General features: G+C 40.1%; 20 protein-coding genes and 1 pseudogene. 17 read left to right on the forward strand and 4 right to left on the reverse strand.

Features of this window, described 5'->3' with window-relative positions; translation table 11 throughout:
* The first annotated feature begins 116 nt into the window (after positions 1–116).
* The 8 genes from ORI98_RS10835 to ORI98_RS10875 all read left to right on the forward strand — a co-directional run bounded on the left by ORI98_RS10835 (position 117) and on the right by ORI98_RS10875 (position 7,775).
* Positions 117–1,190: a DUF2157 domain-containing protein gene (locus ORI98_RS10835; protein ID WP_306135219.1), complete on the forward strand. Its 1,074-nt coding sequence runs from the start codon at positions 117–119 to the stop codon at positions 1,188–1,190.
* Entirely contained in the window at positions 1,183–2,325 is a 1,143-nt protein-coding gene (locus tag ORI98_RS10840) for a DUF4401 domain-containing protein (protein WP_306135220.1), read from the forward strand. The genes ORI98_RS10835 and ORI98_RS10840 overlap by 8 nt, the downstream gene beginning before the upstream one ends.
* On the forward strand, positions 2,312–2,800 hold the full coding sequence (locus tag ORI98_RS10845) for a GDYXXLXY domain-containing protein (RefSeq protein ID WP_306135221.1): 489 nt from the start codon (positions 2,312–2,314) through the stop codon (positions 2,798–2,800). The genes ORI98_RS10840 and ORI98_RS10845 overlap by 14 nt, the downstream gene beginning before the upstream one ends.
* A 99-nt stretch (positions 2,801–2,899) precedes the next feature.
* Positions 2,900–3,583: a PilZ domain-containing protein gene (locus ORI98_RS10850; protein ID WP_306135222.1), complete on the forward strand. Its 684-nt coding sequence runs from the start codon at positions 2,900–2,902 to the stop codon at positions 3,581–3,583.
* Between the two features lie 5 nt (positions 3,584–3,588).
* Entirely contained in the window at positions 3,589–4,386 is a 798-nt protein-coding gene (locus tag ORI98_RS10855) for a polysaccharide deacetylase family protein (RefSeq protein ID WP_306135223.1), read from the forward strand.
* Positions 4,387–4,775: 389 nt separating this feature from the next.
* Positions 4,776–5,969: a serine hydrolase gene (locus tag ORI98_RS10865; protein ID WP_306135224.1), complete on the forward strand. Its 1,194-nt coding sequence runs from the start codon at positions 4,776–4,778 to the stop codon at positions 5,967–5,969.
* Between the two features lie 208 nt (positions 5,970–6,177).
* Positions 6,178–7,170 (forward strand): GGDEF domain-containing protein, encoded by a 993-nt coding sequence (locus ORI98_RS10870; protein ID WP_306135225.1) that lies wholly within the window; start codon positions 6,178–6,180, stop codon positions 7,168–7,170.
* Between the two features lie 146 nt (positions 7,171–7,316).
* Positions 7,317–7,775, forward strand: a complete 459-nt coding sequence (locus ORI98_RS10875) for a nuclear transport factor 2 family protein (protein WP_306135226.1) — start codon at positions 7,317–7,319, stop codon at positions 7,773–7,775.
* 86 nt (positions 7,776–7,861) lie between these two features.
* On the opposite strand, the gene trxC is transcribed toward ORI98_RS10875, so the two are convergent.
* Entirely contained in the window at positions 7,862–8,284 is a 423-nt protein-coding gene (gene trxC / locus ORI98_RS10880) for a thioredoxin TrxC (RefSeq protein WP_306135227.1), read from the reverse strand.
* 280 nt (positions 8,285–8,564) lie between these two features.
* Between trxC and ORI98_RS10885 the strand changes: the two genes are divergently transcribed.
* On the forward strand, positions 8,565–9,776 hold the full coding sequence (locus ORI98_RS10885) for a porin (RefSeq protein WP_261298706.1): 1,212 nt from the start codon (positions 8,565–8,567) through the stop codon (positions 9,774–9,776).
* A 264-nt stretch (positions 9,777–10,040) separates the two neighbouring features.
* Here ORI98_RS10885 and ORI98_RS10890 read toward each other — a convergent pair whose 3' ends face one another.
* Positions 10,041–10,466, reverse strand: coding sequence for an HPP family protein (locus tag ORI98_RS10890; RefSeq protein WP_261298707.1), 426 nt, complete (start codon positions 10,464–10,466; stop codon positions 10,041–10,043).
* A gap of 329 nt (positions 10,467–10,795) precedes the next feature.
* Here ORI98_RS10890 and ORI98_RS10895 point away from each other — a divergent pair, with 329 nt between their 5' ends.
* On the forward strand, positions 10,796–12,103 hold the full coding sequence (locus tag ORI98_RS10895; RefSeq protein ID WP_306135228.1) for a sensor domain-containing diguanylate cyclase: 1,308 nt from the start codon (positions 10,796–10,798) through the stop codon (positions 12,101–12,103).
* Positions 12,104–12,122: 19 nt separating this feature from the next.
* Here ORI98_RS10895 and ORI98_RS10900 read toward each other — a convergent pair whose 3' ends face one another.
* Together ORI98_RS10900 and ORI98_RS10905 are read right to left on the reverse strand one after the other, a co-directional pair.
* A complete protein-coding gene (locus ORI98_RS10900) occupies positions 12,123–13,535 on the reverse strand; it encodes an FUSC family protein (RefSeq protein WP_261298709.1) in 1,413 nt (470 codons plus the stop codon).
* Between the two features lie 27 nt (positions 13,536–13,562).
* On the reverse strand, positions 13,563–13,919 hold the full coding sequence (locus ORI98_RS10905) for a hypothetical protein (RefSeq protein ID WP_261298710.1): 357 nt from the start codon (positions 13,917–13,919) through the stop codon (positions 13,563–13,565).
* Positions 13,920–14,521: 602 nt separating this feature from the next.
* Here ORI98_RS10905 and ORI98_RS10910 point away from each other — a divergent pair.
* The 7 genes and pseudogenes from ORI98_RS10910 (at position 14,522) to ORI98_RS10940 (ending at position 22,676) form a co-directional block, all read left to right on the forward strand.
* Entirely contained in the window at positions 14,522–15,838 is a 1,317-nt protein-coding gene (locus ORI98_RS10910) for a PD-(D/E)XK nuclease family protein (RefSeq protein ID WP_306135229.1), read from the forward strand.
* 458 nt (positions 15,839–16,296) lie between these two features.
* Positions 16,297–17,199 carry a nuclease-related domain-containing protein gene (locus ORI98_RS10915; RefSeq protein WP_306135230.1) on the forward strand — a complete coding sequence of 301 codons (903 nt, stop codon included), beginning with the start codon at positions 16,297–16,299 and terminating at the stop codon, positions 17,197–17,199.
* A gap of 70 nt (positions 17,200–17,269) precedes the next feature.
* Positions 17,270–18,529: an ABC-three component system protein gene (locus tag ORI98_RS10920; protein ID WP_306135231.1), complete on the forward strand. Its 1,260-nt coding sequence runs from the start codon at positions 17,270–17,272 to the stop codon at positions 18,527–18,529.
* Positions 18,519–19,208 (forward strand): ABC-three component system middle component 1, encoded by a 690-nt coding sequence (locus ORI98_RS10925; protein WP_306135232.1) that lies wholly within the window; start codon positions 18,519–18,521, stop codon positions 19,206–19,208. Before ORI98_RS10920 ends, ORI98_RS10925 begins: the two co-directional genes overlap by 11 nt.
* The gene (locus tag ORI98_RS10930; protein ID WP_306135233.1) at positions 19,174–21,519 is read left to right on the forward strand and encodes an AAA family ATPase; all 2,346 of its coding nucleotides are present in this window, start codon (positions 19,174–19,176) and stop codon (positions 21,517–21,519) included. The genes ORI98_RS10925 and ORI98_RS10930 overlap by 35 nt, the downstream gene beginning before the upstream one ends.
* A gap of 418 nt (positions 21,520–21,937) precedes the next feature.
* Positions 21,938–22,086: pseudogene (locus ORI98_RS10935) on the forward strand (IS4 family transposase); the annotation flags it as partial.
* Between the two features lie 293 nt (positions 22,087–22,379).
* Positions 22,380–22,676, forward strand: coding sequence for a transposase (locus ORI98_RS10940; RefSeq protein ID WP_306135234.1), 297 nt, complete (start codon positions 22,380–22,382; stop codon positions 22,674–22,676).
* Positions 22,677–22,775: the final 99 nt, after the last annotated feature.

The following is a 22,775-nucleotide window of genomic DNA, read 5'->3' on the forward strand; positions in this document are numbered from 1 at the left end:
CAAGGAGTTTCGCGAAGCAATATTTAGGTGATATCTACCATGAATGGGCCACAATGCGTCACCCAAAAATCGTCAAGCAGTGTTAATCATCCGCGGCTTAATTCCAAGGAAATGGAATGATAATCAGAAAACGTTCAGAAATATGGCAATGGTTTACTGAGGGTAAAATAGCCCCCAACAATCTTAACGCCGCCATGCTAGTCGCCTACCCTTATCCCAATGAGCACAATTGGCTGCAACTCATCTCTAATCTAGTGCTGTTTGTTGGCATTTTATTGCTTGGGGCAGGGGTGATATTTTTCATGGCATTCAATTGGGATGCATTAGCCAACCTGACTAAGTTTGCAATTATTGAAGGTTTGTTTATGGCCTTTATTGGCGGGTTTTATCTCGCTAATGGTGTAGCAAAGACCTCAAAACCACCTAAGTTTAGTGCGCTAAACGCAAGCTGGAACTTACCCAACGCCATGTTATTAGGTGCCAGTATCATGGTCGGCGCACTACTCGCATTAGTCGGGCAAACCTATCAAACAGGCGCCGATCCCTGGCAGTTGTTTGCCCTGTGGGCGCTTTTCATTTTACCTTTTGCTGTTATCGCAGGGTTTGATCTGTTGTGGCTGTTGGTTGCAGTGTTGTTGAACGTCAGCTTAGGCATTTACTTTGATTCATTCTCACATGTGTTTGGGCTATTACTGGAAGATATTCAAATCATTGCCATTTTTGGCTTAGTTAATTTATCTATTCATCTGCTTTTTAGCCTAGCGCGCAGGTTAACATGGGTGGGTCAATCACGTTTCCAAAGCCCCGTAGTAGAGGCCACCAGCTTATTAGCAAGTATTGTCAGCTTAACCTGGCTGATGATGTGGGTGGTGTTTGATTTTGATTCCACCGTGCACTTGGGTTACTACTGGTTACTGTATTTAACGGTAATGGCCACTATTTTTGCCTGGTATCGTTACCGATCGCCTGCGCTTTACCCACTCACCTTAGTATTAACCAGCCTCTGCGCGACCATTGTGTCGATATTATCAAGGGGCTTATTTGAAAGTCATAATCCCATCGGGATCTTCTTATTGATTGCCATGATCATTGTCGGTCTCACCAGCGGCAGCTTATATTGGCTAAAGCAAATACAAACAGAGTTCACCGCAAAAGCCCAACTGAGCCATGAGGATGCCAGCGATGAGTAAGCCAACAAATAGCCCTGCCCAAGGGTCGCAAGCACAATTATGGCAATCACTATTTAACCAGGGACTGGTTGGCAACGACATAGCACCTGACACTCCGTTATCAAGTCCCTGGTATATTATAGGTGCCCAAATTATTGGTGGTTGGATAGCAGCCTTGTTTATATTGGCATTTGTATTAGTGTGTATTGCCTCTGTCGACGACAAGGAACAGTCGATACTGGTGATGGGTATACTCATTACACTTGGCTGTTTAACCTATTATCGCATGGGTAAAAGTAATCAAGAGTTTGTACTGCAAATGGTATTCGCCTTCAGTATATCTGGCCAGTTGATGATGCTTTGGGGGATTCACGACACCCTAAAGCACATGGATGATGGCCTTATAGCCTTAATGTACGCTGTGCTTTTTGCTGTTCATTGGTGGCTTATTCCACACAAAGCCAATCAATTTATTGCCGCTATCGCTATGGTGCCTTGCTTGCTAGCCATATTGGTAATATACCAACTCAGCCAACTCATTCTGCCACTATTAATTGTCAGTTTAATGCTGGTATGGTCACAGCTTTATCAATGGCCACAGAGTTATCAGCGCCTACGGATGTTAGGGTACGCCATTAGCCTTAATTTACTGTGTGCTAACTTTGCCTTGTCAGATATGGGCCGCTGGATGGACCTTCCCCAAATACTGATGACATTTGACGCGCGCTTTAGTCATTACCTTGCTGTCGCTATGATACTGTTATCTGCACTGTGGTTAATCAACCAAGTATTTAATCAGTTAAGCACCCAGCCTATTGAGCTAACAAACACAGCACAGCTTAGCCGAGTTAAATTTATCGCCATATTAAGCGCAATATTAATCAGTTTATTATCGATTCCCATGGCGGGGATCAGCACCGCATTACTCATGTTGTTACTCGGCTACTTTTACAATGAATTCAAACTCGTTGCCCTTGCCATTGGTGCATTAGTTAGCTTTATCGGCCTATATTACTACTCGCTGCACATTAACTTATTCGACAAATCATTATGGTTAATGGCCAGTGGTGTGGTGTTATTGCTGATCCGCTTGACGATGGCTTTATCGATTGGCAAAACAATAGCAAACAAGGAGCAACGCCATGACGTTCAGTAAAAGCGCGATTGGGGTGACACTCAGTGCTTTAGCCATATTGGCACTGGTAAATCTCAACATTTATCAGCAAGAGCAACAACTGGCTAACGGCGACATTGTGGTATTTGAACTCGCACCTGTCGATCCTCGCTCGCTAATGCAAGGGGACTATATGGCACTAAACTACCAAATCAGCAGCAACATTAGCCAAGCAACAGACCAAGAAAATGATGATGGTTTATTTGTTGTTACCCTAGCACAACATCAACTTGCTCAATTTGATGCGCTTTATCAGGGGCAAGCGTTGCTGCCAAATCAACAGTTAATTCAATATCGAGTGCGAAGCGGCAGAGTGAAACTGGCCAGTAATGCCTTTTTCTTTGAAGAGGGCCGAGCTGATGCATTTGCTAAGGCTAAATATGGCGAGTTTAGAGTCAACCCAGCCGGAAAACTACTACTGAGCAACATGTTAGATAAAGATTTTAAACGGATTTAATTGCCGCTCATCTTAATCCAGTAAAGTAATACTCATTATCTGCTAGGATTAATACACTGAGCGAAAACGTTGAACGCGTTAGCCCCAAATGGACAAAGTATGGCAACCAAACAAGTCAGCACCAAAAATAATAATCACACAAACGCATTTAAGTTTTTATTGGCGGGTACGCCGGTTAATATTGATATATCCACCCCAACCGGTGAAATCGGACGCTTCAGAACCACCTTTATCGGCTATCTACCCCAACAATTTATTCTTATCCAATTTCCCGACTCAGCCAAGCTTGGCAAACACGAACAATACATCATTAAAAATGCCCCGATAACCGTCCGGGGATTAGTTGAAGGCCACGAAGCCTCGGTGATTGCTTTTCAAACCACCTTAAAGCAAACCTTAAGCACCCCGACCAAAATATTGGTATTACATTTCCCTGACACTATGGTAATCCATAATTTACGCTCCACTAAACGAGTGTTAACCGAACTTAATTGCACCATCAGCACCAATGGCAAAGAATATCAGGCCATAATGACAGATGTGTCGTTATCAGGTTGTCACATTAATCTTGCACAAGGAGGCGTAGATAGCATTATTGAAGACATGTTAGTCAGTGCTAAATTTTGTGAAAACGATCAAGAAGAAGCCACCCTCACCCTATCGTGCAAAGTGTGTAACCTTAAGCCATTTAAGCAGGGTGTTGAATTTGGGGTAGAGTTTGCAGCCGAGCAATCTTCCACTATCGAATCTATTATCCGTCTTGCACTCTTGTCGGAAAAGTAATCTTGTTGAAAAAAATACTCTTCAGCATCCATAACCTAAATCAGTGCTTACTGGTTACCTTTGCCTCAATGTGTTCAATATTTAGCTATGCCGAGGCTCCTGCTAATCACTTCACCTGGCCCAATGGCAGTAAGCTAGCGGTAAGCCTTTCCTATGATGATGCCTTGAATAGTCAGTTAGATAATGTCATTCCTGCATTGGATAAACGTAACCTTAAGGCTTCCTTTTATGTGGTCATTAATTCACCCGTGCTACTACAACGAAAAGCTGAATGGCAAGCCGCAGTTTTGAATGGTCATGAGCTTGGTAACCATAGTGTTAATCACCCTTGTAGCGCTTCATTACCTAACCGAGAGTGGGTGCAACAGGCACACAATCTTGACCGCTATACCGTCAAGCTGATGGTGATGGAGCTCGAACAGGCAAATGCTTTTTTAACCACCCTTGATGGCAAAACGGAACGGACTTATACCGTGCCCTGCGGTGATTTGCTAATTGAAGGCCAACCATACCTTGATAACGTCTGGCACCTTTTTGTTGCCATCAAAGGTCATGGCCTTGACCCTCGTTTTACGCCAATCCTATATCCCGCAGGTGAAACGGGTAAACAGCTTATCGAATATATTCAGCAGCAACCCAGTGACACTTTATTAGTGAATATTATTTTTCATGGTGTAGGCGGAGACTACTTATCGGTAACGGCTCAAGCTCATGAAGAGTTAGTGGATTTTTTAGCCTTGAATAGCCATATCTACTATGTCGACAACTATATTAATTTGATGAAGTATGCAGCTCAACATTAACGACCATTTTAGATAACACAATTAACCCCCTTCAATAGTGAACCATACGATGAATGAATTGATTTATCTGAGGTATAACGCTAGGGTCTGTTGATCTTTGCTGGTGGAATTTTGTTCGAGATAAAAACGAATTAAGCGCGGCGAGTGGAGTGAAGCCTAGCAATCTAAGCAAAGTTCACTCAACAAAGCGTAATTCGTTTTTAGCCGAATCCTTCGGACAGCGTTTGTTGGCCATTTTTACTTCGTTATCGGCTTATTATGTAGAATAACTACACAGCCAAGCCTCTGCCTTGTATAATTGGCCAACAATTCGCTGCAAAAACAACCTTGAAAGATCAACAGACCCTAGGTTACTGAACATACATTAATTTATCTATTGGGAAATCTCGATGCCTACTTGGTTAAAGTACATCAAAGTTGCGCTAATCAGCATTGTGATCGTTTTCGCCCTACTCATTGCATTTAATTGGCAGACCGTTAACCGTTTATACAGCGTCATCACCCTGTTTGATAAAGCATTAATCGTCAACAACTTTTCCCAGATGAAAACGGTATTTTTTAATAAAACAATTGAACAACAAGGCACGCCTTATGTGTTTAAAAGCAACTTGCATCCCTTACCTGCATCATTTATTTACAAAAACCAATCGACCAATACCCAAGCCTTTTTAACCCGCCGAGCCACCACTGCATTGTTAGTGTTAAAAGACGACCAAATTAGCTACGAACAATACTTTTTAGGCACCCATAGCGATGACAAACGCATCTCCTGGTCAATGGCAAAATCATTTGTATCGATATTATTTGGTATGCAGGTAGATGCGGGCAAAATTGATATCGAGCAACCTGTCGATTTTTACCTGCCAGAACTGGCTAATTCGGGTTATGCCAAGGTAAAAGTAAAACAGGTTTTGCAAATGTCCTCAGGCGTAAAGTGGAATGAAGATTACCAAGACTTTTATTCTGATATCAATAAAATGGGCCGCGTTTTAGCGATTGGCGGTTCGTTAGATCAGATGACCAGCGAGCTTGTTAATGAATCAACACCAGGCAAAACCTTCCACTATGTCAGTATGGACACCCATGTGATAGGCATGATAGTCAGGCGCGTATCAGGTCAGTCGCTAGTCGAATTGTTACAAAACACCCTGTGGAGCCAGCTTGGCATGGAAGACGATGCCTATTGGTTAACTGATTCTCAAGGCGTGGCTTTTGCTTTAGGTGGCTTGAATATGACCACCCGCGACTATGCCCGCTTTGGCCGTTTATTATTAAACAATGGCTTGTACAATGGACAACAAATTGTGTCTGCTGATTGGATAAAAGCCGCCACCACAGCCCAAGCCGACTACCTGCAACCGCAGGCTGATAAACTGGGTTATGGCTATCAAATATGGCTTCCCCCCGAAGCTGAAGCTGGAGAGTTTTTTTGTGTTGGGGTGTATGGGCAATATATTTACATCAATCAAAAACACAATATCGTGATAGTCAAAAATAGCGCTGATTTAGGCTTTCAAGACAGCTTAATCTCTAAACATGAAACGATTGAATTCTTTCGTGAAATTGTAGCGTTATTGAAATAACCTAATCGTTGAAACCTGGACGGTAAGCGTTAGTCACCATAATGGTGTAACGATTAAAGTGAATTGGCTAAGCCATAGTGTGAACATCAAATAATGACCCAGATTCAAGGTTGAACAATGAAGTCTAATGTTTATGTTTATTACTCGTTGTTCCAAATAACGCTATGATAAAAGAACATGATGTAAATTAATTTGATATGGAAGTGCTATGCATAGGATTGAGTTAGATAAAACCTACCGGCTTAGAAAGAAAGTGTTAATAGGCACCTGCTGTGTATTGAGTATTATTGGCTTATTTTTAGGTCTATTTAACTTATTTAGAGAAACCAGCAACCCAGTGTTAGCGACTTTTCAGCTAATGTACTCTTTGCTATCGCTTATCGTAATGCATCGTGCTTTAAACGAACTTCATCAACTTTGGCAAGTGCATCTATACGTTTATAGCCTTACAGCATTGATTATTTTTGCTGTTTATATCGCAGACTTAAACAGCTTTCGGTTTTGCTGGGTGCTGGTTATCCCTTTGCTGTATTTTCTTATACTGGGTAAAAAAACAGCCGCTATTCCTACCAGTATTTTGCTGGTGTTTTCAGTGTTCGATATCAGCGTAAAGTCAGAAGTGATGTTCCCATCTATGCTGATTAATTTTGTATGCAGTTATCTTATTGTGTGGATCGTATCTTATGTATATGAAACGAACAGAGAGAACTCAGAAAGAGAGTTACAAGAGTTAGCCTTGCTTGACCCTCTCACCCAAAGCTATAACCGTTTGGGTTTAACAAAACAGTTCCAAGAAATGTCGGAAAAACCTAATGTTTCGATGTATATATTGTTATTAGATCTTGATTACTTTAAAGAAATAAATGACAACTATGGCCATGAAGCTGGGGATATTATTCTTAAAGAATGCGCTTCCCAAATTCGCCTTATCGCTAATCACCACTCTACTTTCAGAATAGGTGGGGAAGAATTTTGTGTCATAGTTGAAGCCAAAGAATTAGCCGAAGCATTAGCGTTAGCGGAATCTATTCGAGTAAAAATCAGTCAACATAAATTCAAATTTGAAGATCAGATATTGTCCATAACTTTAAGTATAGGTATAGCCAAATTTGAAGCAGGAATGACACTATCTGATGCGTTATCACAAGCCGATACAAAACTTTATCAAGCCAAGCACTTAGGCAGAAATAGAGTGGCTTAGCGTAGTAAAATCGATAGTTTAAGATAATGGTAAATAACGATATTTATACTATGTCTACATCTGTACTATATTAATGAAATTTCAACTTGCTTGATCAAAGCGTTATCATGCACCCTGTTTGCTCTCGACTCTAGGAATCGAAAAAGATGACCAAGCTCGCCTTAGTTTTATTAGTATTTGTCTCAATGACTTCAGTTGCTGATGAGTTAATATTTGCTAACAAAATGAAAGCCTTAGATACAGCGGTATTTGAATCATTTAATCGTTGTCAAAGTCCGGATGAGCTGGAAAAACATGCTAGTTTTTTTGCATCTGATGTTGAGTTCTATCACGATAATGGCGGTGTCACCTGGAACCGTGACAGTATGATAGCCAACACCAAAAACAATGCATGTGGTCATTACAGCCGTAAACTGGTTGAGGGGACTTTCAACGTACATTCGATTAAGGACTTTGGCGCCATCACTGAAGGGGTGCATATTTTTTGTCAAAATAAGACGAGTGAATGTGAAGGTAAAGCTAAGTTTGTGATGGTTTGGCACAAGGTTAACGATAAGTGGCAAATTACTCGAGTATTAAGTTACGGCCACAGCGAGAATGACTAGCCTGAACTAGATTCGCCATAACAAAACGCGACATCTTATTATCGCGTTTTATTACTTCAATATTGACCTATCAAAAACCTAAAAGCCTATTTTACTGACTCTAGCCATTGGTTGAATGATGATGCTGGCATGGCACCTGATTGCTGTGCAATTATTTTGCCTTGCTTGAAGACCATTAAGGTTGGAATAGAGCGAATATTAAATTGAGCCGCTATTGCTTGTTGCTCTTCAGTATTGAGTTTACCGAAGCGAAATGTGGGTTCCCACTTTTGAGCAGCCTGAGAAAAGACTGGGGCAAAACTTTTACAAGGTCCACACCAACTCGCCCAAAAATCCACAATCAAAGGCAGTTCTGATTTATTGGCATGGTAGCTAAAATTAGCGGAGGTAAGATCAATTGGCTCGCCAATAAAAAGGCGCTGCTTACACTTACCACAAGTGGGTTGTTGCTCAAGGCGCTCTTGAGGCACGCGATTTAACGTATCGCAATGGGGGCAAGCTAATATCATTTTTACTCCATTTTACTTGTCATCATAAAGCTATTAAAACAAAAAACCGATGTTAACCCAATGTAATATTTGTTCATTGTCTGTTTGAATCGTATGTTTTTAGCATTTAACTCTGTACATCATCGGTTAAATAGTTAGAAAATTTGATGTTAATCAGCTGTTATAGTGTCTTTTATCTTTGAGGGATTGATAATCTTTTGCTAATCTCGTACGTAACTCAAGTAAGCATAAAACAATGAGATACAGCTTACAGACTCAAACTAAAAGGTTAAAACCCCCAATGAAAAAGACACTCATAGCCACCACACTTTCAGCACTTTTTATTGCGCCAACAGTATCGGCAATTGAAATTTACAAGGATGATAAAAACGCAGTAGAAATTGGCGGTTTTGTTGATGCCCGTATCATTAATACTCAGGGCGAAACTGAAGTTGTTAATGGTGCGTCACGTATTAACTTCGGTTTTAATCGTGAGCTTACTGATGGCTGGAAAGCGTTTACTAAATTAGAGTGGGGCGTTAACCCTGTTGGTAACAGCGATATTGTTTATAACAACCGCTTTGAATCAGTACAAGATGAGTTCTTTTATAACCGTTTAGGTTATGTTGGGCTTGAACATGACAGCTATGGCTCATTAACCATAGGTAAGCAATGGGGTGCTTGGTACGATGTGGTTTATAATACCAACTACGGCTTTGTGTGGGATGGTAATGCCGCCGGTGTATACACTTATAACAAAGATGATGGTGCAGTAAATGGTGTCGGTCGCGGCGACAAAACCGTTCAATACCGCAACAGCTTTGGCGACGTCAGCTTCGCTCTTCAAACTCAGCTTAAAAACAGCAGCTTCTATACTTGTGATACAACCGAAGAAATAAGCCAATCTGACTGTGAGCAAGAGTTCATTGGCGGTGCAAAAGAAGCGCAACAAGTTGAATTTAATTACACCTATGGCGGCTCAGTAACCTATAACGCCACAGACAAATTAACCTTTACCGCGGGTGTAAACCGAGGTGAGTTTGATGTGACCTTTGGTAATGGTGAGCAAACAACGGCTATCGACTTAATTTACGGTGCTGGTATTACCTGGGGCAACTGGGACAATAATGGCCTATATGCTGCCGCTAACGTCAATAAACAAGAAAACCATGACACAGATAACCTAGGCCGCTTAATCAAAGATGCCTATGGTGTTGAAACATTATTCTCGTACAAGTTTGACAACGGTTTACGTCCATTTGTGTCATACAACATTTTAGATGCGGGTGATGATTATGTTATTCAACCAAACTTTAATTCTGACCCTAACGACGTATTCAAGCGCCAGTTTGTGGTAGTTGGCTTACACTATGTATGGGATACCAACACAGTATTGTATGTAGAAGGCCGTAAAGACTTCAGCGACTTTACCAGTGCAGACAAAGCACAAGAAGCAAGAATGTCAATGTCAGAAGAAGACGGTATAGCAATTGGTGTTCGTTACACTTTGTAATCGATAAGCTAATAAAAATAAAAAGCCCGAAGTTTTTTACTTCGGGCTTTTTTGTGGACTCCTGATTTGCTAAAACATTATTTCTGATTAATAGAAAATGATGTTTAGCACAACGTAAAACACCCTATCTGTATCAGATCTGGTGACTAATGCGCTTAGCCCCTTTTTATACCCAACAAAAAAGCGACCCTATTAGTCGCTTAATCATGTATTCCATTAGTTTTCGCCACAGCATATTCGCTGCAGCGTTAAATCATTTGATTGTTATTTTTGCGTTAATAACAACCGCTGACACAACTTCACAAAATCTGATGAGGTCACAATGCCAAGCACTTTGTTTTGCGCATCAATCACAGGTAAACAACCTAGCTTGTTATCAATAAAATATTGCACCACCACAGTAAGCGGCTCATCTAGCGCTAGTTTTTGCGCTTGGGTTTCCATTACATCAGCAATTGGTGTGTAGCGTTCTTTACGGTCTAGCGCCCCTTGGCCATACTTATTCAGCATAGTTAGCACACTGGCGATCATCTTTTTGTGGGTCAGCATGCCAATAAATTCGCCGGTGTTTTCTGAAATCACCGGTAAATGACGCACATTGCGACTTTGCATCAATTGATGGGCATCTTTCAAGCTGGCCTCATCGCTAATACAGACAGGATTTGGGGTCATAATATCGCTGACTTTCATGGTATTACTCCTTATACCGGATGATGCTTAAAGATTAATCCAAGTCTGCATAAATAGCGAGGTCCCCTTACTGCATATCAACAATAACCGTAAAGAGACGTTCGCTGAAGGCCTCATCTTTAGAAGGTTTTAACAAAGCATAAGCCTTGAAATATACTAATCAGTGTTTGGTTGTGTTTAACCGATAGAGTCAATACAATTGCACCAATAAAGTGCACGTTAATGACGGGCCCCCAACTTAAGGTGCTATTTGCTAAGTGGTTGTAATCTAATCTTACTCAACGAGTTTGCTAGCATTTCAATATAGCGTACCCCTTAGAAGGATGACTATGGCAATCCCATCGCACAGCAGTAGAAATCACGTTAATAAGTTAGTCGAACTTCCACAAAGTGGCATGTTAAGGCTGGATAAACACTTTGCCATCAGCACCATTGATGCTGAACTTGAAACGTTAATTAAGTCGTTTTTACCCACATTATCCTCCCAGGAACACGACACTTATCTCAATGGTAAACAATGGCTTGATATCATCAACACCTTAGCCCCCGCAACACAAGACACCCCATGGTTACGCGCTAGCCAAACCCAAGCTGACCAAATGTCGCAGCTAACGCTAGCAAACCAGCAAATGAGTATCGACTTATCATTACGTTACTTCCCGGTGTTTGATCAGGATAACAACTTGCTTGAAATACTGATTGTTATCCTGGTATCTAAATCGAAACAACAGATTGAAAAAGATCTGCAAAATGAAAAAGCCTTCTACCGCGCCGTTGTTGAAGACATGCCCGCGCTAATATATCGCTACACTACAGAGGGCATAGTCACCCTAGCAAATGCGGCTGTATGTAATTATTTTGGTGCTAAAGCAGAAGACATCATAGGAATGAGTATTTATGATGTGATGGATGCTGAAAACATTGAAAGAGCCAAAATTCATCTTGCAGGTATTACCCCAGACAATCCTATTTCAACCCACGAACACAGTGGTACTGACAGTCTTGGCAACAGAAAATGGTTTCAATGGACAGACAGATTGATACTTTCCGATGACGGTCAACCCATAGGGTATCAAGGGATTGGGCTTGACATAAGTGAACGAAAACAACATGAAGAAGAACTAATAGCATTAGCAACCACTGATGTGCTGACAGGCTTATTGAATCGACGTCAGTGTCTTCTGCTGAGTAAAAAAGCCTTACTCAGCTGCCAACAACAAAATCAGCCCCTGTCATTACTCATCATAGACATAGATTTATTCAAAAACATCAATGACAGTTTAGGTCACCTAGCTGGAGACCATGTTTTACAAACCTTTGCCACCTTATGCCGCAACACATTTAAAGATGGGACTATCATTGGCCGTTTTGGTGGCGAAGAGTTTATCATCAGCTTACCGCACATCCCGCTAGAAGAGGCCCGCGTAATGGCAGACAATTTGCGTAAAAAAGCTGCCGCTATGACAATAGAATTTGAAAAAAGCCAATTCAACATCACCATTAGTATTGGCATAGCCGCAAGTTATAGCAGCGTGCCTTGCTCACACCTCGATTTACTTGCAAGGGCAGATAAAGTCCTCTACCAAGCTAAAGGAGCGGGTAGAAATCAAGTTATATGCTGGGAAAACAACGAATAGCCCCTACACCCACTCATGATTAATTGCCAAGTTGTGCGATTTTATTACTGAATAATCGAGTATAAAATTGCACCAACACCAAGCTCAACATGATGTAAATCAGCATGATTAAAGATGTTTCAATGTCAAACGTTGGGGTGCTATGTAAGGCGCCCATGGTCATCATCATCATTAAATTCCCCCCAATAAGTCGGTGGATAACAAACTGTGGTTTTGATGCCACCCGCCAAATAATGAAAGTGTTAATAAAGTAAAATAAGGCTAATTGCCAAACCTCCGTCATCAAAGGCATGATCAATACGTACTGGGCAATAAACAATATCCCAAAACCTAAATAACCCAACATCCAGTGTTTAAGGACGCGATCGGGCATAGTCGCTAACAACCCCGCATATATAGCGGCATTGAGTGGGAAAAGGTAACTGTCTGGAATGGGAAGATAAATCCACATAAATATCGCCGTCACAAAAATACTTAACGCCTTCAATGCTTTTAACGCATCAAGACGATAATTTCTGGGGCGCATAAACTCAGGTTTAGCGTCTGACGGCAAATTATCATAAGCCTGCAATATATATTCAGTGCTAATGGTGGCCGGTTGGGTATCGTTTTCTGCATCTTTTAAAAAATTCACGGCTTTATTTAACCGCCGTTGCTGGATCATCAACGGTGTTGAGCTGGAAATATTTTGCAGTATAAATGACAGATAGTATTGGGCAACAGACATGGCTTTAACACGTATTTTCCACTGCCTATGCTGGTTTTGTAATTGATAACTGCCCTTTAAAGGCACGTTAAGATACTCATTTAACTTCTTGATACTATTGCGATGGTCTGACTTTTTAATCGCCTTTTTAAGCAAGCCCTCATCTGGCTCAGTCGCTAAAAAATGCCCTAAGTCATCAAGGCTGGTAATTAACTTTTGTTGAGTTTGGCTAAACAGTAAGAAAAAAATCTCTTCGGTATCCCACGGCCATAACACACGAAAAACCAACGTGTAAGCCACCACCCCCAATAGGGTTTCTTGTAAACGCAACAATAAAGTATTAAAAGTGATTTGGCTATCAAACCCACCAATACTGGCAACCACAACGCAAGAGATAAAAACAGTCAGATAGATATCGCCGTATTCTTCATCGCTAGTCATAAACACACACACAACTAACACAGCACACAGCGAGGCCAAAAACAGAAAACGTTCTTGAGATAAAAAACTAATTAGCAGTAATCCAATAACAATGCCAACACTGGTACCAATAAGTCGATGCTGACCTTTTTTGATGGCATGCCCAAGTGACTCACTCATGGCGATAACAATCACCGCCATGCCAGACCAATAAGGCTTGTCCCATTGCAACCAAAGCGCACAACACACAGAAAGAGACACAGCAAGTGCCACCTTAACAGCTGATTTATTTGGCGTTAGATCCAATTAAACACCTCAAAGAAATAAGTAGGCTTACATTTCATCGGTTACAATACAAAGGCCTTTCACCGCGTCTTTACCATAAACCTGAACCGTTGCAGCCAGCTGATGGTCAGCCAATGGGTAATGTTCATAAGATAAATACGTTGGCGTATCACTAATATCGACGCCATCGACACCATCAATGCGATAGATATTGCTTAAAATTGGCGATTTATAACCACCATCAATTTTAACAATAGGTTGGTTAGTGCGTAGAATATCAATATTATTCATAACGATATCTTCACCACCTGCCACAGTACAGGTTAAATCGCTTGCATTCGCAGTACCCGTTAATGCTAGCAGGCTTAAAGATGTCGCAAGTAAGATTGTTTTTGCTTTGCTCATTGGGTATTACCTCAAAAAATGAAATCAGAGAGTGAACTCACACGCACGAACCTCGTAAATTCACAGATTAACAGTATAGTAACGCCACTTTAACCAAAGCCATTATCATCTTTGATGGATGAGCCCCTACGAATCGCATCCAAAGCAAGATGAATAACCACATTCGCTAGAATACGCGCCAGTAGCTGGGCTTATAGCAAGTCAATTCCACGCAGCTAGCATTAAAAATAGCCGCTAAAGATAAATTGATTAACCAAAGGGCAATTTACTTAGGCTAACGACAAATGACACGCGTTGATACAAGTCATTATTATGCAATGATATTTTGGCCTATTTGTCACAAAAAGGGTAAATAGAGATTGAATAAAACCGCTCACATCGGTTATTGTTTGCACACAGGGAATGCGGTCAAACGACACACGTGATCAAATCAAAATCAGGGATGAAACCATAGCCACCGCGCTATCGTTTACACAAAGCCACAGCTCACCGCTTAACGCCCTCCCCACTTTGATCTTTTTGATGCATTTCAGACTCAATAATTGGATCTGTGAGTTAATTTGTAAAAATTTTACTCTGACACACTTATTAAAAGGTTATCAATGGAACCGTTATACCAAAAACTCAAATCGGACTTGAACAACTTCTTTCAAGACCCTAATTACCTCGCCTTTTACCAGCGATTTAGATCTGTCACTTATCTGGATAGTTATGTCAGTTTTGATGAAAACCGTAAATCGGACATCTTACAATGGCTACTCTCCCCGCATGAGGGGCACCTACAGCAAGACTATTTTATCAAGGCATTACTCGCAGCTTATTATCAAAGTGCAACTGATGAACAACTAAAAGGATTACCACAAGTATATGAGTTATCGGTAAAAAGCTTTAACCAAGTTACCGTAATGCGCGAACTGGTGATCACCGACAACAAAAGAATTGATTTACTGCTCGCAGATGCTGCAACAAAAACCCTCATGCTGATTGAACGTAAAGACGGCAGCAAAGCCCATACAGGTCAGCTTTCCGCTTATTTTGATTGGGCTGAAACTCACTATCCGAATTGGCAGCGTTATTACATTTTATCTGACAGCCACAAACAAAATCACGGCGTACAAATGCATCATGCCTTTGTGCAGTTAGATGATGCATGGGTAGTCACCGCAATTAAAAGGCTACTAGAATTAGAAGCATTACCGGCTAGACAAGAAGGCATATTAAAAGACATTCAAGCCTATGTGTTTGGTGAGTGGGATGAGCATACTGAAAAATTAGATAAAGACCTCACTAAATATGCAAAATTATTGGCACACAACCATGCCTCATTGCTAGAAACATTAGCCAATGAATCAGTAACGGCAAACGGTAAGCAAATCAAATTAATCGATGTCTCTCCTGAAACTTATTTCAACACTATCGCTTTGGAACCGAAAGTTCACAATGATAGTGAGCACAATGAACTTTTACTCATCTTGCAAGCGTCACATCAGGTACTTAATAACATCCAAGACTACTCAGCATTCGAGCATATTGCCGATGAAATCAAGCGTATTTACCCTGAAATAACCATTGAAGTCAATTCAGAGAGTGTCTACTTCTTATTGAGCCGACATTACACAGGTAACAATGAAGTTGACTTCATGCCTTATTACTTCGATTTAGTAAAACACACCGACAAAGAAACTAATGCTGATTACTATACTATCAGCTGGGAAGCGCTAAGATATTGTAATGAAGCTGACGTAAAATATGCCGAGGCTTTTGTAGAAAAGGCGCAGATGAAAGTTAGATCAAATTGGCAAAATAAGACTATAGCGAGGATCACCAAAGAAGATGGCATTGATAAGTTAGACATCTCACCTAACTCCCGCATCCGCATAGAAATTGATAAATTCATAAAACTCGCCAGAAGCTTATAACCCTGCAGCAAAATAGGGCTGAGTACAATTCAGCCCTATTAATAATCACGGAGACCATATTAATTAGCCAATCAGCAAGCCAAACAAGTGTTTTACTAAAAATATCTCTTAGATACAAATTAATACAAGTCATTCTTATGCAATGATATTTTTGCACTTATTATCACATAAACAGTAAATATTGATTGATAGCAGTAAACAAAATCGGTTACTGTCTGAATACACAAGGAATGCAGGCTCTAATGCAGTAAAAGCGACAAAAGTGAAGCAATCAAAATCAGGGATGAAACCATAGCCACCGCGCTATTGTTTACACAAAGCCACAGCTCACCGCTTAACGCCCTTCCCCTTTGATCTTTGTTGCTGCATTTCAGGTTAACTTATTCGATTTATAAATATTCTGATCAATAAACTTTATTGACACTATATTTTCGATCACATTACGCTCAAGGATGAAAATGACAGGCTTCGCTTCCGGTATATTATCTGTAGGTATTTTGCTTTCGAGCATGTTTGTCACCTTAGGAGTTATGTATGTCTTACTCAAGCATCGTGATGCCACGGTAAAGCTGCCTGTTGATCGTGATCAACTGATCCGCATACCCGCATTTGGCTTACAGCAAGAGATACAAGATCTGCAAATTAATTTGATAGCCAGCATGTTAATGGGCGTATTGGTTGTATGCCTGCCGTTTGCTATTAACAGTATTCAAGCACATATTACCGTAGGTAAATTCCCCTGGCTGTTTGCCCTAACCTCAATTATCGGATTAACTTATTGCGGTTATAAAACATGGAAGAACTTCTCAAAACTCACCAAGCTACGTTTAGGCCATACCGCAGAAATCGCCACAGCTAATGAGTTAATTGGCTTACAAGCTTTGGGTTATCAAATATTTCACGACATACAAGCCGACGGCTTTAACATCGACCACTTAGCCATTGGAAAAAATGGTGTATTCGCCATCGAAACCAAAGGTCGCCACAAGCGCAAACGCGACAGTAAATCGACTAGCGCAACCCAAGTTAAAGACTACCAACTATTTTATAAAGATGGCCTCTTATGCTTCCCATCGTGGACTGAAACCAAGCCAATAGAACAAGCAACCCGACAAGCCACTTGGGTCAGCCAATGGCTCACTAAAGCCACTGGCCAGCAGGTGTTTTCCAGCCCAGTATTGGTATTTCCCGGCTGGTACGTCACTAGCCAAACTAGGCCACCGTTCCCCATCTTAAATCACAAACAGCTGGTCAAAACCATACCAGCCGTCCGAACCCAAGCACTCACACAACAACAAGTCGATGCGATTGTGTATCAAGTCGCGCAGAGATGTTTGAGTAAGAGTGAGGTGGGGAAATGATGAGAATTGAACGGTTTAGTTTGACTTCATTTATTCCTAATTCAACTATATGCTTTAAGGAAAAAAAAGATTGACACTAGTCACGTCTCAAATAGCTAACAGTAGTGCTATTCCGGCTTGGAGTGGATTTGTATATCAAGGGAAAGTTGCACTTTATCACGCAATACGTCTTCTTGTGCAAAAGGACAATGAAGCATTTTGTCTGAAAGTCGAAACTCTGGATGATTTTGTTATCCACAATAGTGTCGGCTCCGTTCTATCTATCCATCAAGTTAAGGCAATGAAAAGTGGCAATCGCTCTGCTTATGAACCAGCTTTAAAACAAGCTTCAAAAGTATCTAGTCAATGTAACTCAAAAACAATTAGATGGTTTCATGTTTCAACAGATCTCGATGATTTTACTGATAGAGCAGCTAATGTTGTGAATGGCGAATTTCTAGTCCAATTTTATGTATATCATGATGAACGTTACTTTGTTGAAACTGGGTTTATCGATACTGCACTCAATCAAATTGTTACGCAGTACCTTGCCGATAATCGTTTATTAACTACAGAACAACTTGTCGAACATAAACTGGCAAAGTTGCAAATGCTTTTAGCTAGTCGCGTGAATCTAGCACATCATCGTAATCAGAATGAATCTATAAATAAATTCGAAGCCGCAGACTCTATTCCGATCAATTTTACTGAAATTGTGGATTGTCTCCACTCTGTAGCAATACATGACAGTGATTACGATGCAGTATTATTCAGGTTTAGAACCAAGCTCCTAGAAAGAACCGATAAATTATTAGAGTCTCATCAAGACAACCAAAGTATTGACTTGAACGACTTGTTCGCTTGCAGACACTTTATAGCTAGTATGAATACAGATAGATTAACTAGGCTATATTACTCAAAAGTACCCAATCAAAATAATATTTCTTTGGAAGGTTTTAGTGTGAATTCTGTAGAAATGTATCTTGATATTATTGCGGAAATTAAAGGTATTAGAATCACACAGGACTTACCGCATTACTTCAAAAGTGATCTGGGTGCTTTTCTACCGACTTCTATGCAATTTCGACGCACCAATCAGAAAATTAATATTGATGAAATTCAAGATAATGTAACAGGTATGCGGCGTAATCCAATCGTGCAGGATGTACTTTATGATTATGAAAACTTGATTGTCGACATGCCAAGTCCTCCATTTAGATTATGTGAGCAATCCAATAATGCAAGCAAATTCACTGACATCAGTGAAACGGATAAAAATAGATTTACCAAAATTAACAACGTGAGGTTTGTGTCTGTACGTGACGCAAGTGGTGAAATAAATGATCAGTAAAATAATAACAGCACTCTCCAATCAATCTCCATGTCAGTTTGAGTTAGTTAAGCAAGAGGATGAGCGGTTTTCTTTTTATAGAGCAACGTCGAAAGAATACCAAAGATTTTTGGCTGTAGTTAAGGTCACAAAACTTATGACACCAAGCAAGCTTAATCAGTGGGTACTTATCAACACACCCGATGCGTTAAAAGAACAGCCTGCTTTTGCTAAGAATACGGATGTTTTGGTTTTGCTCGAGATAGATCGCTTAGCAAATATAGTTGATTATGAAAGTGACATTTTTGCCCTCGAAGAGGATGGATATAGCTTTAAAAAGCATGTTTTATATTACTCAAAAGCTGAAATGGACCTTCTAAACAACATGGATATAAACGCTATTGCTACTTTGATCAAAGATCAGAGTAAATTTCGCTTATATAAAAAATCACCCTTAGTGGAATCTGAGTATGGCATTGCTAGCCGTATCTTCATTAAGCTACCTTTTCTATCCGTTCCTGTCGATGAATCTGAATTAGACGATCCTTGCAAACTTGCGGATAACTACTTAGAAGATGCAAATGTTTTAGAGTTGAGTAACGAGTTTGAACGGCTTTTTGTGAGCAGTGACAACAATTACCAAGCAATAGTTAAGGAGCATATTCGTGGAAAGATGGCGAATTCACAAACTGAAGATTAATGGTTTCAAAGTATTCACTGAGTTTGAGGAAAGTTACGCATCTGATTTAGTCATTTACGATGGACCGAATGGTTTCGGAAAAACTTCCTTGTTTGATGCGAAACAACTTCTCTTTTGCAACAAGCTTCCAAGGGTGGTAGCTAGGCATGATGTTCTTAAAATCGCTGCAGGCAAGAATTTTGAGAAAAGCTTATATCAAAACCATTATAGCCAACAAGATATCTCGATAGTAGCGGAGCTTAAAAAGGGTGATGAGTCCCTCTATGTCATGAGATTGGCAAAGAAAGAGGATTTAAATGCGAGTAAAAACAAACCTAATAGCTTTTATGACTTTAAGCTATATGAATTAACGAGCTTGCATGCTGATGCTGAATCTAGGTTGGTTAGCGATGAGGAAAAGTTTTGGTCAGAAAGACTAGGTGATAAATTTCTGAATAACTTTTCAGTGCTCAATTACCTTCAACAAGATAGCAAATCAATTGTTATTCCGGACGCGTGCGACGATAGAAAAAGAACAGACCAAATAAGTCATCTTCTTAATCTTGACGGACTAGAAGCTCGCATTGATAAAATAAGTAAACTAAAAAAAGAGACCAAAGTACAATTAAAAGAAGCAGATGATGAAAGTAGAACCCAAATAGCGTTACTAAATGAGCTTCAACAAACATTAACTGTAAATGACTCTAAACAGATTATCTATACAAAGTTAACAGACTTAAACATCACTCCTCAATGGGATCTGGAACTGCCTTTCACAGTAGATAACTACAAGAATATAGGTGACCTTTTAGAGCAAATGAATCTGCTAAAACGTACTTATGTTGGCCGAGGGGAAATAGCGAAAAGAATCCGAAATAAACAAAAAGTAGATTTCACGAAACGTGACGAATTTGGTTTAGCTGTCAGGCTGTATCATCATTTTATAAGGTTACCGGACTTAAATAAAAACAAAGCACTACTGGATCAGCTAGAAAAAGTATGCATCACATTAAGTGTAGAGGTACCAAAGCTATCTTCATCTCACAACACTATTATTTCATCGTACCTTAGCGCTCAATATGCTGATGAGTTAACAAAGCTCTTACAAGTTAAAGACAAACTGCAACTTGAACATGGAGGCGTTAGTAAAAAACAGGCCGAAGTGATGCAACTACGGGGAAAATTACTTCAAGTTTGTAGCAGCGACGAACATGATTGCCCACTTTGTGGTTTTGATTATAAAGAAAGCACACTATTAATTGCGTCGATTGAAGCAAAAACACGACAGCTCAAGCAGCAATTAGATGGAATTGGCCAACAAATCAATCAGTGTTATCAAAATATTGAAGCCATTATAAGTCCTTTAAAAGTCAAGTATATCCCTGTACTCGAAAAGGCTAGGAATGAATATGAAGGGCAATTGCACGCTGAATTAATGATGCATGTGCATCAAGAAAAGAGATTAAGTACTATTGGACAGCGACTGGTTTCATTGGATATAGAACTACCAAAACACTATGAACATAGAGAAGAAGTTCAAGAGGAACAGGTATCGAATGTAAAAAAATCAGTTTTGCAATCTCTTGAGCAAGAAGATGAGATCATTTCAGATCAAGAGATAAACTTTTTCGTTAGCCAATTTACTGAACTCAGCGAACTAGAGAAACTGTCAGAAGAGTTGATCGAGCAAAAACAAAATTATATTCAACAACAGCACAATTTTGCGATAAACGATTCGATCATAAAGAGAAAAAAGGAGGTTGATTTTTGTGCACGAAAGGTAGTTCTCTTAAATAACCTGAACAAGCAACTAGAAAAAGTAGTTACTCAGTTAAAACATGCACAAACTGACTATATGAATAGAACAATTGGTCAAATGGAGTCACTTTTTCATATATATAGTGGTCGTTTACTTCAAAATTATCAAAGTGGATTAGGTGTGTTTATTGATACACCAGACGCAAAGAGAAAAACCTCTGCGATGAACTTTACTACCGCGCGTGATTCTCAACATGATGCAATTCTGTCGATGAGCAGCGGGCAAATCAGTGCATTGTCACTATCGTTGTTTCTCGCGTTGAATAAAAAGTATGCAAAGACTGCATTTGTGTTCATTGATGATCCTACCCAATGCATGGATGAAATTAATATTGCCTCGTTTAGTGATTTACTTCGGGTGGAACTTAGAGATAGGCAAGTGATAATTTCAACCCATGAACAAGATATCTCGGACTATTTATGCTATCGCTACGGTAAAGCAGGCCTATCTAGAAAGCAGGTAAACTTGTTAGAAAAAACTAAACGGGTATTAGTAAGCAGTGATAATATTTAGACATTTAATGTATCCCGTATGAAAATGCTAACATTAGTGTAATTTTAAATTTTATTCCCCAAACAAAAAAGCGACCTTCCGGTCGCTTTTAAATTCTAAAACTTCAAATGAAGCCTACTACCACGATAATGGCGTTACTGCCGATGAGAAGACAAGGAAGCCGATGCTTTTCTCCTCGGAGTTGACTGGTGTCAAACTCCTTATTTCGAGCCATGCGAAAAGTGTCGGCTGACGCAGTATTATCGAGGCCAAGTAGTCATTATCATTGAATAAATGGGGTCAGATAAATGGGTCAGAGTCTGACGAATCCCCACAAAAGAATGAATAAAAATAATGAGATAAATTAAAAACTGAGGAACATTCATGGCATTTGGTGATCAAATTTATCGCCAAACAAATATTACCACGAGTAAATGCCATGAATGCGAAACACGTTTTATCAAAATGCCTATCGTTTGTCACCCCCCGTTAACGCAAAAAGCGCACAAAACACTCCGCTTGAGTTTGTTTGCTGCCATTGAAAGCTCAATGAACGGTGGCTCGCTTTCTATCACAGGACTTGGCCGATGCAGACCACAAACGACGTTAGTGGCCGCAGGTCGTAAATAAGTACACAGCAAAAAGAAAACACCTGGATTCCGGCTCAAAAGCATTACCGGAATGACGGAAACAAAAAGCGAACCAACCTGTTCGCTTTTTTAATGCTTTAGATATTATATCTGCAGGCTCCATTTTACTTGAGGACGTTGAAGAAAATAGCGTGAGCCTGACAGGACGTCAAGCTAGCTTTCGGATCCCTCAGGGTCAGAATAAACTTAAAATGGTCAGCTATACTCTTTAACTCAAGTCACTTTGCAAATATGGTTAATGACCCTGCCGAATATATATGGTCGAGCTATCAAATCAACGCCCTAGGTGAAACCTCCGAGCTTTGTACTCCACATCAAATTTTCCTGTCAAAAAGCCAAAACCCTCAAGCAAGGCAAGCATCTTATCGAGCCTTATTTCAACATCAATTAGATGCAAAAATGATTAGCGATATTCGTCAAGCAACCAATAAAGGCATGGTGATCGGTAGCGACACATTCCAAGATCAAATAGAAAAACTAACGGGAAAAGTATCCATCCAAAGAAAATGGGACGCCCTTTTGAGGTAATAGAATAAAGTTTACTCTGACCCTGACGGATCCCCACGAATTTAATAGCATGCTTGTGGCTCCCGAACTAAGCCTTGTAGTGTTTTGATTGCTACCTGC

The sequence above is a fragment of the Shewanella sp. ULN5 genome (assembly GCF_030731885.1).
GTDB classification, from domain to species: domain Bacteria; phylum Pseudomonadota; class Gammaproteobacteria; order Enterobacterales; family Shewanellaceae; genus Shewanella; species Shewanella holmiensis.

What these genes read in the sequence shown, in the direction of transcription:
- ORI98_RS10835 (WP_306135219.1), top strand. Translation starts at nt 117, where the DNA reads ATGATAATCAGAAAACGTTCAGAAATATGGCAATGGTTTACTGAGGGT.
- ORI98_RS10840 (WP_306135220.1), top strand. Translation starts at nt 1,183, where the DNA reads ATGAGTAAGCCAACAAATAGCCCTGCCCAAGGGTCGCAAGCACAATTA.
- ORI98_RS10845 (WP_306135221.1), top strand. Translation starts at nt 2,312, where the DNA reads ATGACGTTCAGTAAAAGCGCGATTGGGGTGACACTCAGTGCTTTAGCC.
- ORI98_RS10850 (WP_306135222.1), top strand. Translation starts at nt 2,900, where the DNA reads ATGGCAACCAAACAAGTCAGCACCAAAAATAATAATCACACAAACGCA.
- ORI98_RS10865 (WP_306135224.1), top strand. Translation starts at nt 4,776, where the DNA reads ATGCCTACTTGGTTAAAGTACATCAAAGTTGCGCTAATCAGCATTGTG.
- ORI98_RS10870 (WP_306135225.1), top strand. Translation starts at nt 6,178, where the DNA reads ATGCATAGGATTGAGTTAGATAAAACCTACCGGCTTAGAAAGAAAGTG.
- ORI98_RS10875 (WP_306135226.1), top strand. Translation starts at nt 7,317, where the DNA reads ATGACCAAGCTCGCCTTAGTTTTATTAGTATTTGTCTCAATGACTTCA.
- trxC (WP_306135227.1), bottom strand. Translation starts at nt 8,284, where the DNA reads ATGATATTAGCTTGCCCCCATTGCGATACGTTAAATCGCGTGCCTCAA.
- ORI98_RS10885 (WP_261298706.1), top strand. Translation starts at nt 8,565, where the DNA reads ATGAAAAAGACACTCATAGCCACCACACTTTCAGCACTTTTTATTGCG.
- ORI98_RS10890 (WP_261298707.1), bottom strand. Translation starts at nt 10,466, where the DNA reads ATGAAAGTCAGCGATATTATGACCCCAAATCCTGTCTGTATTAGCGAT.
- ORI98_RS10895 (WP_306135228.1), top strand. Translation starts at nt 10,796, where the DNA reads ATGGCAATCCCATCGCACAGCAGTAGAAATCACGTTAATAAGTTAGTC.
- ORI98_RS10905 (WP_261298710.1), bottom strand. Translation starts at nt 13,919, where the DNA reads ATGAGCAAAGCAAAAACAATCTTACTTGCGACATCTTTAAGCCTGCTA.
- ORI98_RS10910 (WP_306135229.1), top strand. Translation starts at nt 14,522, where the DNA reads ATGGAACCGTTATACCAAAAACTCAAATCGGACTTGAACAACTTCTTT.
- ORI98_RS10915 (WP_306135230.1), top strand. Translation starts at nt 16,297, where the DNA reads ATGACAGGCTTCGCTTCCGGTATATTATCTGTAGGTATTTTGCTTTCG.
- ORI98_RS10925 (WP_306135232.1), top strand. Translation starts at nt 18,519, where the DNA reads ATGATCAGTAAAATAATAACAGCACTCTCCAATCAATCTCCATGTCAG.
- ORI98_RS10940 (WP_306135234.1), top strand. Translation starts at nt 22,380, where the DNA reads ATGGTTAATGACCCTGCCGAATATATATGGTCGAGCTATCAAATCAAC.